Origin of the sequence: Paenibacillus sp. FSL H8-0048, assembly GCF_038002825.1 — a bacterium.
In the GTDB taxonomy this organism is placed as follows: Bacteria; Bacillota; Bacilli; order Paenibacillales; family Paenibacillaceae; genus Paenibacillus_AQ.
Genome location: NZ_JBBODF010000001.1, coordinates 6,663,547 through 6,677,694 on the forward strand (window position 1 = coordinate 6,663,547; position 14,148 = coordinate 6,677,694).

Annotated in this window: 13 protein-coding genes; all 13 read left to right on the forward strand. The window is 52.7% G+C overall.

All coding sequences use genetic code 11. The annotated features are described in order from the left end of the window. The first annotated feature begins 4 nt into the window (after window positions 1–4). A complete protein-coding gene (locus NSU18_RS28940; protein WP_341017700.1) occupies window positions 5–1,318 on the forward strand; it encodes an MFS transporter in 1,314 nt (437 codons plus the stop codon). A gap of 144 nt (window positions 1,319–1,462) precedes the next feature. Next, window positions 1,463–1,741: a hypothetical protein gene (locus NSU18_RS28945; protein ID WP_341017701.1), complete on the forward strand. Its 279-nt coding sequence runs from the start codon at window positions 1,463–1,465 to the stop codon at window positions 1,739–1,741. Window positions 1,742–1,779: 38 nt separating this feature from the next. Continuing rightward, window positions 1,780–2,049 carry a hypothetical protein gene (locus NSU18_RS28950; RefSeq protein ID WP_341150688.1) on the forward strand — a complete coding sequence of 90 codons (270 nt, stop codon included), beginning with the start codon at window positions 1,780–1,782 and terminating at the stop codon, window positions 2,047–2,049. Between the two features lie 110 nt (window positions 2,050–2,159). Beyond that, entirely contained in the window at window positions 2,160–3,524 is a 1,365-nt protein-coding gene (locus NSU18_RS28955; protein WP_341150689.1) for an ABC transporter substrate-binding protein, read from the forward strand. Window positions 3,525–3,770: 246 nt separating this feature from the next. Beyond that, complete coding sequence (locus tag NSU18_RS28960) at window positions 3,771–4,652, forward strand: carbohydrate ABC transporter permease (RefSeq protein ID WP_341150690.1); 882 nt, start codon at window positions 3,771–3,773, stop codon at window positions 4,650–4,652. Continuing rightward, window positions 4,652–5,479 (forward strand): carbohydrate ABC transporter permease, encoded by an 828-nt coding sequence (locus NSU18_RS28965; protein ID WP_341017704.1) that lies wholly within the window; start codon window positions 4,652–4,654, stop codon window positions 5,477–5,479. Before NSU18_RS28960 ends, NSU18_RS28965 begins: the two co-directional genes overlap by 1 nt. Window positions 5,480–5,587: 108 nt before the next feature. Continuing rightward, window positions 5,588–6,577 (forward strand): LacI family DNA-binding transcriptional regulator, encoded by a 990-nt coding sequence (locus NSU18_RS28970; RefSeq protein WP_341017706.1) that lies wholly within the window; start codon window positions 5,588–5,590, stop codon window positions 6,575–6,577. Between the two features lie 363 nt (window positions 6,578–6,940). Further along, on the forward strand, window positions 6,941–8,173 hold the full coding sequence (locus NSU18_RS28975; RefSeq protein WP_341148273.1) for an IS110 family transposase: 1,233 nt from the start codon (window positions 6,941–6,943) through the stop codon (window positions 8,171–8,173). 588 nt (window positions 8,174–8,761) lie between these two features. After that, window positions 8,762–9,736 carry a LacI family DNA-binding transcriptional regulator gene (locus NSU18_RS28980; RefSeq protein WP_341017707.1) on the forward strand — a complete coding sequence of 325 codons (975 nt, stop codon included), beginning with the start codon at window positions 8,762–8,764 and terminating at the stop codon, window positions 9,734–9,736. A gap of 49 nt (window positions 9,737–9,785) precedes the next feature. Then, entirely contained in the window at window positions 9,786–10,718 is a 933-nt protein-coding gene (locus tag NSU18_RS28985; protein WP_341150691.1) for an alpha/beta hydrolase, read from the forward strand. 97 nt (window positions 10,719–10,815) lie between these two features. After that, a complete protein-coding gene (locus tag NSU18_RS28990; protein ID WP_341017710.1) occupies window positions 10,816–11,772 on the forward strand; it encodes a carbohydrate kinase family protein in 957 nt (318 codons plus the stop codon). 13 nt (window positions 11,773–11,785) lie between these two features. Then, the gene (gene gtfA, locus NSU18_RS28995; RefSeq protein WP_341150692.1) at window positions 11,786–13,252 is read left to right on the forward strand and encodes a sucrose phosphorylase; all 1,467 of its coding nucleotides are present in this window, start codon (window positions 11,786–11,788) and stop codon (window positions 13,250–13,252) included. A 26-nt stretch (window positions 13,253–13,278) separates the two neighbouring features. Then, a complete protein-coding gene (locus NSU18_RS29000; protein ID WP_341017713.1) occupies window positions 13,279–14,079 on the forward strand; it encodes an alpha/beta hydrolase in 801 nt (266 codons plus the stop codon). The last annotated feature ends 69 nt before the right edge of the window (window positions 14,080–14,148 follow it).

Genomic DNA, 14,148 nt, shown 5'->3' on the forward strand with positions numbered 1-14,148 from the left:
AAGAATGAGTGAGACAAGAATTGACGGCCAGGCCACTACACCGTTAGGCCGGTTGACCGTGGGGATCGTTATTGGTTTCGGGTTAATGATGCTCGCATTGCTGACGCCAGGAATCCTGCTGTTGACCTTCCGAATGATGGATATTGACCCGGACGGATATTTAAAATCATACGGTATGGTTGCCGGGATTGGGGCTTTCTTTGCCCTGATTGGTAATCCCATAGGCGGTGCAGTCAGTGACCGGACGAATATCGCGTTTGGACGCCGCCGTACGTGGATTCTGCTTGGGGCGCTGCTTGGCAGCGCCGGGCTCGTTCTGGTCGGATTCGGGACCGCCATCTGGCAAATCGTGATCGGCTGGTCTGCTGCACAATTCTTCTTCAATTTCGCGATGGCCTCTTATATGGCCCTTATCCCGGAACAGGTGAAACCGGAGAAGCAGGGGACGATCTCGGGAATTATCGGTCTTGTGGGTCCGGCTGCTGCATCGGCGGGTATGGTGCTGATGATGGTGATGACTTCCGTTAGCGCGGAGGTGAAGTGGACGCTGCTAATTCTGCTGGGAGTAATCGGACCTGTGGTCAGCCTGTTCCTGATCAAGGATGGTAAAGTAACGATTACAGCTGCTCCCAAATCCAAGGTAAAGGTTATGGAGCAGATCAGCAAAATTTATCCCAGCCCGAGAAAATATCCGTCGTTTACCTTCGCGATTGTAGCTAAGTTCTTTTTGATGCTGGGTTTCGGCAGTGCCAGTTATCTTACAGTTATGCTGGTTAACCGGATGAACTATACGCAAGAGGAAGCGACCAAAGGATTAGGAGTCATCAATATTGCGATGATTCTGGCGATGGCACTGATGAGCATTGTGGGGGGAGCCTGGTCGGACAAGGTACGGAAGCAAAAGCCTTTCCTGTATACCTCAGCGGCGATTATGATCATTGGAATTCTGATCTTTGCGTTTGTTCCGCAATTCCCGGCAATCATGACAGCAGCAGTTATCCTCGGTCTGGGGGCAGGCTGCTTCTCGGCAGTGGATACCGCACTTGTAGCCAGAATTCTTCCGCGTAAGGAAGATGCCGCCAAGGATTTCGGAATTATGAACGTGGCGAATACATTGCCGCAGTCCATCGTACCCGCTCTTGCTCCACTAGTAATAGGCCTGGTCGGATGGTCCTCCTACTTCCTGACCTTTGGGATTTTCCTGCTCCTCAGCATGGTATGCGTGAGATATTTGCCGGAGATTGGACAATTCAAGGGGGAGAAACCGGCTGCGCAAGAGCTAAGCCCGCTTGTGGAACCGGATTCCACCGTGCCATAACGGAGTGTAGGAAGGGGCAGAGTTTATACAGATATAGTTTGTAAGCGTTATCCCTTATAACAGAAAGGTTTCGGCTCATTTGGGCTGAAGCCTTTTTTGCTGCTGGCCGGGTAAAAGCAAATACAATGGGCAGCGGCGAGGACTGTGGGAAAGCGTGGGCGGAATGTAATCGAAAAACTGATTACAATTGGACCGGGAGCGGCGCGTGGGCGGAATGTAATCGAAAAACCGATTACAATTGGACCGGGAGCGGCGCGTGGGCGGAATGTAATCGAAAAACCGATTACAATTGGACTGGGAGCGGCGTGTGTGCCGGATGTAATCGAAAAACCGATTACAATTGGACTGGGCGTGGCGTGTGAGCCAAATGTAATCGAAAAACCGATTACATTGGACCGGAAGCGGCGCGTGGGCCAAATGTAATCGAAAAACCGATTACAATTGGACCGGGCGTGGCGTGTGTGCCGGATGTAATCGAAAAACCGATTACAATTGGACTGGGAGCGGCGCGTGGGCGGAATGTAATCGAAAAACCGATTACAATTGGACCGGGAGCGGCGCGTGGGCGGAATGTAATCGAAAAACCGATTACATTTGGACCGGGAGCGGCGTGTGGGCCAAATGTAATCGAAAAACTGATTACAATTGGACCGGGAGCGGCGCGTGGGCGGAATGTAATCGAAAAACCGATTACAATACCACCGGAAGCGGCGGCGGGTTTTATTAGCTAAAATTTAAATATGATAACCGATTGACATAAATATGTTAACCGGTTATCATAAAGTTGCATCCGAAAAATGTATGCGCATTCAAAACAATCATAAGTACGGGGGGAATTCATTTGAAATTGAGAAAAGCTGCAAGCTTCGCTATCGCTCTGACGGTGGTCACCGGATTACTCGCAGGCTGCTCCAAGGGGAATTCAGCTAATAGTGCCGTCAAGGAAGACAAGGGGAATGAGGGAACACAGACACAGCAAGCCTCCAAGGACGTTAAGCTCACCTTCTTCAATACCTCCGCAGAAGTCAATACCGTATTCGAGGAGCTGTTCAAGAAATATCATGAGCAGAATCCGCAGGTGACGATTGAACTGATTCCTACACCGATCGGCGGTGCGCAGCTTGAGAAGTTCCAATCCCTGCTGGCCTCCGGCAATCCGGCGACAATCGTGAATCTGGATGCAGGCACCATACTTCAATATAAGGATGATTTCCTGGATTTAGAGCCGGAGAAGGCGAAGTATGAAGCCCTCACCAATCCGGGAGCCATCGACGGCGCATTGCTGGACGGACAATTCCTTGGTATTCCCTGGACTGCCCAAGGCTATGGTCTGCTGTATAACAAGCGTGCGGTAGAAGAGGGTATCGACGGTGCCTTTGATCCTGCATCCGTGAAGACCCGTGATGATCTGGAAGCGGTCTTCAAAAAGATTGAAGCGGCCGGCAAAGCACCGGTCATGCTTCACGGAGCAGACTGGTCGCTCGGCGCCCACTATCTGGGATTAACCTATTCCTTGCAGTCGCAGAAGGTGGAGGACAACCGGAAGTTCGTAGAGGAGCTGAAGAACGGGCAGGTTAACCTGACGGAGAATCCGCAGTTCACCGGACTGATGGATACCTTCGATCTGCTGAAAAAATACAACGCGCGTAAGAGCGACCCGCTCGTTGCCGATTATAACCGCGACAGTGCAGATTTCGCCAAGGGAGCTGCCGCCTTCTACTTCATGGGGGACTGGAGCTGGGCGGTCATCGGAACGCTGGAGGGCCGCGATGCCGACTTCGGTATCCTGCCGCTGCCGGTGAGCAATAACCCGGAGGACTTCGGCAACACGCAAGTCGCTTACAGCGAGCCTAAGCTGTTCGCCATTGATGATTCTAAGTCTACGCCGGAGCAGCAGGAAGCCGCCAAAGCGTTCATCGAATGGATGGTCAGCAGCGAGGACGGGCAGAAGGCCATCATTAGCGATATGGGGCTGTCCATGCCGTATAAGGATCTTAAGGCGAAGAGCACGAACATCATGTCCAATGCCGTCAGCGAATACGTGAAGCAAGGGAAGATTATCAATATCGGTGTGATTAATTACCTGCCGCAGGATTACTGGGCCAAGACCGGAGCTGCTATGCAGAAGTACTTGGTAGGCAATATCGACCGCCAGGGGCTTGCGCAGGAGGTTCAGGATTACTGGAAATCGTATGCAGGGAAATAGAGAATTTCTATTTATTGAACTTGAAGACTTAAGTTAAGGGAAAAGTGGCGGAGGGGAATTTTGGAACTGAAGGAGCGATAGCGACCGCCTTTGTCTGCGGATTTCAACCGTTAAAAACGGTATGAAAATCAAGAAATCTGCAGAAGGGCAGCGGCCGGAAGTCCAAAACTTCTCTGGGGTCGCGGCTAATCCCAAAACATAAAAAATTCTCCAGTTCAGCCTGTTAAGAGGAAAGGGGGCAGCACTATGAACAAAAAGCTATCACTGAAGAATGCGGGGACGTTTCTGGTCTTCGGAGGTCCCTCTATCTTCGCTTTTGCCGCCGTTGTGATCATACCGTTCATCGTCGGCTTATATTTGACCTTCACGAACTGGGATGTCCGTACAGGCGACAGCAGCCTGATCGGCTTCACGAATTATCTGGAGGTGTTCAGGGACAAGGTGTTCCTTCAGCAGCTGTGGTTCACCCTGAAGTATGTTTTCTTCACCGTGGTGATTGCCAATGTGTTCGCCTTCTTCATCGCGCTTACCCTGACAAGAGGCGGGAGAGGCGAGCAATGGCTGCGCACAGGCTTCTTCACACCCAATCTGGTCGGCGGGATCGTACTCGGCTACCTGTGGCAGACGCTTTTCTCACAAGTGCTGCCTTACCTTGGCGCTAAATACGGCTGGGAGCTGTTTCAGACCTCATGGCTGACGAATACGGGAACGGCATTCTGGGCGCTGATTATTGCGACCGCCTGGCAGCTGGTCGGGTATCTGATGATCATTTATATCGCGGGCTTCACAGGCGTTCCGAATGATGTGCTGGAGGCGGCAAACATCGACGGGGCAGGGCGGACTTCGGTAATCCGCAGAATTATTCTGCCGCTGACGGTTCCTGCGATCGTCATCTGTATTTTCATCTCCCTGTCCCGGTCCTTCTTAACGTATGACATCAACCTGGCCTTAACGAAGGGCGGACCGTTCAATTCAACGGAGCTGGCCACCTACCATATCGTGCAAAAAGCCTTCCTCTCCAATCAATACGGTGTCGGCCAGGCAGAGGCAGTCGTTCTGTTCGCTGTCGTAGCGATTATCGCGTTGACGCAATCCTATCTGCTGAAGAAGCTGGAGGTGGAATCTTAATGAATGCTAACCGGCGCATCCTCTCGGGCCTGCGGACAGGATTCCTGTACCTGCTGCTGTTCGCTTTTTTAACACCGTTCCTGCTGATTATTATGAACTCCTTCAAGACCACCCAGCAATTCTTCGAGAGCCCGCTGTCCCTGCCGACAACGATTAATTTCAAGAACTATGCGAGCGCATTTGACAATATGGACTTTATGCAGGGGTTCATGAACTCGCTGATCATTACGGGGATTTCCGTAACGATCATTATTATTTTCTCGGCGATGACCGGGTACTTGTTCGTGCGCTACAAATGGAAGGTGAATTCCATCTTCTTCTTCCTCATGCTGGCCTCCATGGCTCTGCCTTTCCAGGTGCTGATGATTCCTATGGTCATGCTGTACGGGAATATGGGGCTGCTGAATACCAAGCTAACGCTGCTGTTCATGTATCTCGGCTTCGGGGTGCCGTTTGGTGTGTTCACGTTCCACGGCTTTATCAAAGGGATTCCATATGAGCTGGAAGAATCGGCGTTTATCGAAGGGAGCACCACGCTGCGGACGTTTTTCAGTATTGTGCTGCCCTTGCTGAAGCCGGTATTCGTCACCCTGCTGGTGCTCGATGTGCTCTGGATCTGGAATGACTATCTTCTGCCCAGTCTCGTGCTGCTGTCGCCGGATCAGAAGACCCTGCCGCTGTCCACGTATACCTTCTTCTCCTCCTATTCTGTGGACTATGCGCCGCTGATGGCCGGGCTGATTATGACAATTATTCCTGTGCTGATCATCTATCTGTTCCTGCAAAAACAGATCATCAAGGGGATCACGGAAGGTGCGCTGAAATAAGGGGAAATGGGGAAGTCCAAATGTTCACCGTAGCGACGATTACGCTTCAATAGCTGAAATCCATGCGAAATTCCTCTATAATTGGAACTAAAAAGCAAGGTGGTTCCTATGGCGAATCTGAAAGACGTCGCAAAGCAGGCAGGACTTTCTGTGAATACAGTGTCCAGAGTCCTTAACAATAGAGGGTATATCAGTGACAAGACGAAGGAGAAGGTCTACCGGGTGATGAAGGAAATGAATTATCAGCCGAATGAAATGGCCCGGGCCCTGTTCCGCAAAAAATCCAATATGATCGGGCTGATCATCCCGGCGATTTCCCATCCTTTTTTTGCCGAGCTGACCGCCTATCTCGAATATTATGCAGACCTTAAGGGCTACAAGCTGCTGCTCTGCAATTCCAACCGCAACGTCTCCAAGGAAGTAGATTATATCGAGATGCTCAAAAAAAACCAGGTCGATGCCATCATCATGGGCAGTGCCGTGCTGGATGTGCAGCATTATCTGCATCTCGGTCTGCCGATTGTCTCCTTCGACCGTGTAATCTCGGAGGACATCCCGGTGGTCACCTCGGATAATCTGGAGGGCGGACGGCTGGCTGCCCGGTTATTAACCGGCAAGGGCTGCCGGCACACGGTCTATATCCAGCGGGGGATCGATGGTCCCCAGCATCACTTCATGCTGGCCGGTCTGAGAAGGCAGGGGTACGAAGAGGAGATGAAGCGCGCCGGACTTGCGCCGCTGTACTTGCAGCTGGAGGTTGAAGAGGGGAGCTATACCGGAGGGGACACCGCCATTGCCGCCTACCTCCAGGAGCATCCTGAGATCGACGGCGTGTTTGCCAGCAGTGATGTGATTGCCGCCGAGGTCATTCATGCCTGCAACCTGCTGAACAAGGAGATTCCTTCCGCGATGCGCATTGTGGGCTATGATGATGTGCAGCTCGCCTCCATGATCTCACCGCGCTTAAGCACGGTCCGGCAGCCGATTCAGCAGATGAGCGAAGCCATTATGGAGCTGGCGGTTCAGCAGATCGAGGGCCAGGCGGTGGCGATGACCAATACGTTCCCGGTAACGGCTGTGGAACGCGGCACGACCTGATACGCCGGACTGGCAGACCTCCTGCCAGCATATGCCCTAATAGAGTATCAGATTAATATAGTGGAACAGGCAGGATGAGACAAATGTATGCGAAAAACAGGCATGACAAGACAGAGACCTTGTCACCCCCAGGAATGAAAATAAGTGGGTGGCATCCGTCGCATCCATTCTAAAAGAGGCTGTAGTCGTCAACACTACATATACAAATCAAAGGGCGGAAACGGTTACTGGGATACACCCCGTGCGAAAAACTGTTCTATTGCGCTTTTCGAGCATCGCCTATTGTAGCCCCCAAAAGTACGTGTATTAAATTACACTCACTCGAGCGCATGATTTGTAAGCTGACGATGGAGGATGATTGGAATGGATGCTGTACGTATGTGTTGCGCCGGTCTGGACGTGCACCAGGAAACCGTTGTGGCCTGCGTGTTGAAAGGACCGATCGAACAGAAACCCCAATGTCACCTGAAAACCTTTGGGACGACAACCAAAGAATTGCTAGGCCTGCAAGATTGGCTGAGTGAACAAGGCTGTCGGGAGGTGGTGATGGAGAGTACGGGCGTGTTATGGAAACCGGTATGGAACATCTTAGAGGGCAGTTGTGATCTGGTCTTGGCCAACGCCCAGCGGGTAAAGAATACGCCGGGTCGAAAAAGTGACATGCAAGATGCGCGCTGGTTAGCGCAATTGCACCGTTGCGGGCTCATTGAAGGCAGTATGGTGCCCGAACAAGACATCCGGGATTTGCGAGACTTGACCCGTTACCGGAGTAAGATGGTGCAGGCGGTGACGGCGGAGAAAAACCGCATTCACAAAATCCTGCAGGATGCCAACATTAAGCTAACCACCTTTATGTCCGATCTATATGGGGTTTCGGGACGGGGCCTGCTCCAGAAGATCATGGACGGCGAGGTCATCGACGAAGGGACCGTTAAAAACCTGGTCAAAACCCGTTTGAAAAAGAAAGTTCCGCAGTTGCTAGACGCGCTCAATGGCAAGTTGCGCCGTCATCACCGCGAGATGATTCGAGACCACTGGGACCACTTGGTCTATTTGGAGAAAAGGATCACGGAGCTGGAAGCTCGAATCGAGGCGAAGGCAGAACCGTACCTGGAGGTGATTGAACAAATTGACTCCATTCCAGGAATTGAGCGGACGTCTGCCGTGACCATCTTTGCCGAAGTGGGGCCGCATGTCGCGGAAATGTTCCCGAGTGATGCGCAGTTTGCATCATGGGCGGGGGTGTGTCCAGGGAACAACGAAAGCGCGGGAAAGCGAAGAAAGTCAAAAACGATGCAAGGGAACAAGCATCTGAAAGGGGCCTTGTGTCAGGCGGCTTGGGCGAACTCTCGCTCCTCGAACCGGATCGGCCAATTTTTTCGACGAATACGTAAGAGAAGAGGCGATAAAAAAGCAAACGTCGCCACCGCGCATTTGCTGATTCGAATCCTCCATGCCCTGATGCGGGAGAAGAGGTCATACCAAGAAATAGACGTCTCACTAGGCGATGAGACGTCCAAGAAAAACACGTTAGATAGGTACGTGAACTATATCCAGCAGTTAGGATATAGCGTGCAATTAAATCCTATCCAATAGTCTTCCCTTTTTCAAAAAAAACGAAACGTTTTTTTGGGGCGGTGGGTCTTTTTTTGTCAAAACCCGTTCTGCTGCGCATTTTCCGGTACTTTTATTTTCGTATTAAACCGAATACAATAGTAGGTGGTTTCGTCTTGCTGATCCAATCCAGCATTTAAATCTGACGCTGCCCTATTAGAGCATCAGAGTTAGCATCGTGAGTATTCGCGCAAGAGTAATTCGGATGCTGTAGGCGCTGGAACGGTAGCAAATGTAGTTTGTACAATAGAATGCTGCAAAAAAGGCTTTAAAATAGAATCTATTGTACTCCGTACAATTGAATGTTGGAAAAAGGCCCATTTTCTCCCGAAAAACGATATTCCAATGTATGAAATACAATAGAATCTCATTTTACGGTCAGCTATGCGTTTTCTGTTGCAGGAAATACAATTACCCACTTGAATTTAGGAGTAGGAGTAGGAGTAGGAGTAGGCCCTCGATGTTCATTATAGTTTTCAAGCTGCTGCTGCCCTATTATTTCAACCGGTTAACATAAAGCCTTGCCCTGTTCCGCTGAACAGGATGGCTGACCCGGGTCAGGAGGTACGGATGGCTGTAACCATCAAAGATGTTGCCGAGAAGGTCGGCGTCTCCGTCACTACCGTCTCCCGTGTGCTTAATAACCGGGGATACCTCAGTGAGAGTCTGAAGCAAAAGGTGAACGATGCCATGGAGGAGCTGAATTACCATCCGAGTGAGGTGGCACGCTCCTTGCTGCGCAAGAAGTCCAATATAATCGGCCTGATTCTGCCGGATATCTCCCATCCGTTCTTCGGGGAGGTAACCAAGCATATTGAGGCCTATGCCTATGAACAAGGCTATAAGCTTATGCTGTGCAATTCCCTGCATCACAAGAAAAAAGAGAAAGAGTATATCGATCTGCTGCGGGCCAGCCGGGTTGACGGCATTATCATGGGCAGCCATACGATGAGCGTGAACGATTACAAGTCGATCAACCTGCCGCTGGTGTCGCTGGACCGGCAGATCTCTAAGTCAATTCCGTTCATTGCCTCTGATAACTATCAGGGGGGAGTGCTGGCGACCCGGCTGCTGCTGCGCAAAAAATGCCGGAGCATCGCCTATCTCAGCGGGAATCTGCGCCTGAGTCTGCTGGCCAAGCAAAGGCATGACGCCTTCCTGGAGCAGGTCAGTGGACAAGAGGTTGAATATACTGTCCGGCAAACCGATCTTAACGGATTCAAGTATAAGGATTACGAGAAGCTGGTTAGCAGTCTTTTCGAGGAACGCCCTGAGCTGGACGGTGTATTCGCGAGCAGCGATATGCTGGCGCTGCAGGTGCTGAAGCAATGCAGAAGGCTGGGCAGAGCTGTGCCCGGTCAAGTCAAGGTCGTAGGCTATGACGGAATTGCCGCCATGGATGCGGAGGATCTGACTACCATCGTACAGCCGATTAAAAAGATGGGTGAGCTGGCTGTTCAATATCTGCTTCAGCAGATTGCCGGCGAGCCGGTCCCGCTGGAGACCATTCTTCCCGTCCGGTTAGCGGAGAAGGGAACCACATGATGAACGTACACAGGATTCATTCACTACGAACGATATGGAGGAACAATACATGGATTTCATTCACCGCGTAGCCCCGGAATTAAGGGAAGGGATCGCTGGCCTGCCGCCGCTGCATTTGCCGGGGGATCTGGCCGCAGCCCGGAATATGGCCCCGCTGCCTGCTGAACCGTCGGACCGCGTCCGCATTACGGAGCGGGTCCTGATTGCCGGTTCCGGGCCGGTGCGGATCAGAATCTATGAATCGGCGAAGCGGAGTAAGCATAAGCTGCCTGCCTTGCTGTGGACTCATGGTGGGGGTTATATTCTGGGCCAGCCTAGCGGCGATGATGCGTTATGCGAGAGCTTTGTTATAGCGGCCAACTGTGTTGTCGTGTCGCCCGATTACCGCCTTGCCCCGGAGCATCCGTACCCGGCAGCGGTGGAAGACAGCTTCGCGGCATTAGTGTGGCTTGCAGATCCGGGGAATGATCTCCAGATTGACGGGGCCAGGATTGCCGTAGGTGGCGCCAGTGCAGGCGGCGGTCTGGCGGCGGCCCTGGCCCTGATGGCTAGAGATAAGGGCGGCCCTGCCCTCTGCTTCCAGCTTCCGCTGTACCCGATGCTGGATGACCGCAACATTACACCTTCCAGCTATGAGGTGACGCATCCTGCGGTGTGGAACCGGGCCAACAATCTGGCAGCGTGGGAGATGTACCTGGGCGGCCCTGCGGGAGGCGCAGACACCTCCCCGTATGCGGCACCCGGCCGTGCGGATCAGTTGGCGGGGCTTCCGCCCGCCTATACCTGCGTCGGACAGCTCGACCCGTTCCGGGATGAGACGATTGACTATGTGGCCCGGCTGGCACAGGCCGGTGTAGAAGTGGAATTTCATCTCTACCCGGGGGGCTATCATGGCTTCGAGCATGTCGTTCCTGCAGCCGAGGTCGCCCGCAGAGCCAGAGAAGGCTATATCCATGCCTTAGCAAGAGCCTTGAACTCTTAAATTGTAAAAAGAGGACGGGTTTTTGAAAGTATTGCGTACTCAGAAACCATAGAATGAATAGGACGCAAGGATATTGGAGTGCCAAGGGGGAGTACGGGTGTTTAGACTCGGAGAGACAATACGGTTTGAAGAACAGGCGAACGATGTGTTAACAGTGGGCGAGCTGCTCGTGGATATGATCTCCAATGAGTATGGCGAGGACACGGTATGTGATGGATATACCCGTTATTTTGGCGGATCGCCTTCGAATATTGCCATTAATGCAGGGAAGCTGGGCATCCGGTCGCATGTGGCTTCGGCGGTGGGCAGGGATAGCCTGGGCAACTTTCTGATGAACCGGCTGCAGAGCGCCGGAATGGCGACAAGCGGCATCCAGCAGGTCGATGATTCTACCAGTATGGTGGTGATTACGAAGAGTCAGGCTACACCGGTTCCAATCTTTTACCGTGCGGCGGATTACCGGCTGGAGTACAATGAGGCACTGGAGCAAGCCTTGATTCAATCCAGCATTGTCCACTTCTCGTGCTGGCCGATCTCAAGGAACCCGTCCCGTAGGGCGGTAGAGCGGGTGATCGAGACGGCGAGGAAGCATAAGGTGCTGATCGGCTTCGACCCCAACTATCATCCCTCGATTTGGCAGAAGGGGGAGGACGGCGTAGCCTATGTCAAAAGCATCATCCCGCAGGTGGATATCATCAAGCCTTCCGAGGATGACGCCGAGCGTCTGTTCGGACCCGGCACGCCGGAGGAGCAGATCGCCAGATTCCTTGCGCTTGGCGCGAAGCTGGTCATTCTGACGCTGGGCAAGGACGGGGCACTCGTCTCCACCGGCAGCGAAACGATATCGTTTGCCACCAAGGCTACGCAGATTGAAGATACGACTGGAGCAGGGGATGCCTTCTGGTCCGGATTCTATACAGCTATGATCAAAGGGTATACGCTCACAGAGGCGCTGGAGCTTGGATTTGCTGTCAGCGCATACAAACTGAAATTCACGGGTGCGGTAGTCGATCTGCCTGCGCTTGAAGTCATTAAGCAACTATTCAACCTGTAGGAGGCTTCTTAAGATGACACTGAAGAATCAAGTACAGTTAATTACCTATCCCGATTCGCTGGGGGGAGACCTGAAGCAGCTGCATCAGGTGCTCCAAGGTCCCTTCGCCGGACTGTTTGCCGGGGGGATTCATATCCTTCCGCCCTTTCCTTCTTCGGGGGACCGCGGCTTTGCGCCGCTGACGTATCTGGAGATCGAGCCCGAATTCGGCACCTGGGAGGACATCCGCAGCCTTGGGGAAGAATTCGATGTGCTGGTGGATCTGATGGTCAATCATATCTCCAGGCAATCGCCGTATTTCCAGGACTTCCTGGAGCATGGCCGGTCTTCTGAATATGCGGATCTGTTCATTACTTTGGACAAAATCTGGAAGAATGGGGAGCCTGTGCGTGCGGATATCGGGAAGATGTTCCTGCGGCGGCCGCTGCCGTATTCTACCTTCACAACCTCCGGAGGGGAGGAAGAGAAGGTCTGGACCACTTTTGGCAAAACCGATCCTTCCGAACAGATTGATCTGGATATCCATTCTCCGCTTACCCGCGACCTGCTGCGGCAGTTCTTCCTGAACTTCAAAGAGCAGAAGGTCAAGATCGTCAGGCTGGATGCAGTCGGGTACGTGATCAAGAAGCTGGGCACCAGTTGTTTCTATGTGGAGCCGGAAATTTATGAATTCCTGGATTGGATCAAGGAGATGGCGGATTCGCTGGACATAGAGCTGCTGCCGGAGGTTCATGCTCACCACAGTATCCAGACCAAGCTATCGGAATATGGCTGCTGGATCTATGATTTCATTCTGCCTTACCGCGTGCTTGAGGCGCTTACTAGCAGATCCAATACGGCGCTGTACGACTATCTGCGGACCCGCCCGCATCAGCAGTTCACGATGCTGGACTGTCATGACGGTGTTCCGGTGAAGCCGGATCTGGATGGTCTGATCGATACGAAGGAAGCGCGGGAGCTGGTGGATCTCTGCGTGGAGCGCGGGGCGAACCTAAGCCTGATTCTGTCCGAGGAGCATAAAGCGCCGGATGGCTTCGATGTCCATCAGATCCGCTGCACGTATTACAGTGCACTGAACGAGGATGACGATGCGTATCTGGCAGCCAGAGCGATTCAATTCTTCGCGCCGGGTATTCCGCAGGTCTATTATGTAGGCTTGCTGGCTGGACGCAATGATCTGGAGCAGGTCGCCCTGACGGGAGAAGGCCGGGAGATTAACCGCCATAACTATACGCTGGAGGAGATTGAAGCCGAATCACAGCGCGAGGTTGTGCAGCGGCTGATGAAGCTGATCCGCTTCCGCAATGAGTATAGCGCCTTCAATGGAACCTTCCGGGTGCTGGAGGCAGAGGCGGATGAAATCAGGCTGATGTGGGAGCAAGGAACAGCATATTGCCGGCTGCATATTAACCTGCAGAATTATAAGACTGTTATCGAATATATAGATCAGCAGGGACAAGAAGCGGTATACTGGGTCTGATTCGAATTCGTTAAGGGGGAATGATGATGGCTACAATGCAAATCAGCCTGTTCTCGGCAAGTCTGAAGCGGGAGGTCACGATCCAGGCCATATTGCCGGTGGATCTGCCGGAGGGCTGGGGATTACCTGCCTGGTCGGGGCAGCCTTTGAAATCGCTCTATCTGCTGCACGGCTTCTCCGGCAGCCAGAACGACTGGCTGAACTTCTCCAGGATCAGGGAGCTGGCGGACAGGCATCAGGTGGCAGTATTCATGCCGGCCGGAGAGAACCGCTTCTATGTCAATGATGAGCTTAGGGAAGAATATTACGGTGAGTATATCGGCAGGGAGCTGGTAGACTTCACCCGCAAGCTGTTCCCGCTATCAGCAGCCAGAGAGGATACCTGGATCGGCGGCTTATCGATGGGCGGCTACGGTGCGATCCGCAACGGCCTGAAATACGCCGAGCGCTTCGGCCGGATTATTGCCTTATCCTCGGCCTTAATTCCGTATAGAGTAGCCAATATTGCCCCAGACTATAAAGACGGAATTGCCAGTTATTCCTACTATGCCAGCGTCTTCGGCGATCTGAGCAAGCTGCTTGGCAGCGACAAGGACCCCGAGCAGCTGGTGCGTGATGTGAAGGCGCAGGGACTTGCCCTGCCGGAGCTGTACATGGCCTGCGGAACCGAGGATATGCTGCTGGATGTGAACCGCCGGTTCCATCAGTTCCTGGAAAGCGAGCAGGCTGCCCATTACTATGTAGAGGGCCAAGGCGACCATAACTGGATGTACTGGGATAAGCATATTGAAGCTGCTTTAAGCTGGGCGGCTGCTCCTGTGAGCTGAATAATAATTGGGAAAAGTGGCGAGTCACGGCTATCCCAATGCGAATCATGTTCACGTAATCAACAGCAA

Coding starts and splice junctions, on each gene's coding strand:
- NSU18_RS28965 (WP_341017704.1), top strand. CDS start 4,652: ATGAATGCTAACCGGCGCATCCTCTCGGGCCTGCGGACAGGATTCCTG.
- NSU18_RS29000 (WP_341017713.1), top strand. CDS start 13,279: ATGGCTACAATGCAAATCAGCCTGTTCTCGGCAAGTCTGAAGCGGGAG.
- NSU18_RS28975 (WP_341148273.1), top strand. CDS start 6,941: ATGGATGCTGTACGTATGTGTTGCGCCGGTCTGGACGTGCACCAGGAA.
- NSU18_RS28940 (WP_341017700.1), top strand. CDS start 5: ATGAGTGAGACAAGAATTGACGGCCAGGCCACTACACCGTTAGGCCGG.
- NSU18_RS28985 (WP_341150691.1), top strand. CDS start 9,786: ATGGATTTCATTCACCGCGTAGCCCCGGAATTAAGGGAAGGGATCGCT.
- gtfA (WP_341150692.1), top strand. CDS start 11,786: ATGACACTGAAGAATCAAGTACAGTTAATTACCTATCCCGATTCGCTG.
- NSU18_RS28960 (WP_341150690.1), top strand. CDS start 3,771: ATGAACAAAAAGCTATCACTGAAGAATGCGGGGACGTTTCTGGTCTTC.
- NSU18_RS28970 (WP_341017706.1), top strand. CDS start 5,588: ATGGCGAATCTGAAAGACGTCGCAAAGCAGGCAGGACTTTCTGTGAAT.
- NSU18_RS28980 (WP_341017707.1), top strand. CDS start 8,762: ATGGCTGTAACCATCAAAGATGTTGCCGAGAAGGTCGGCGTCTCCGTC.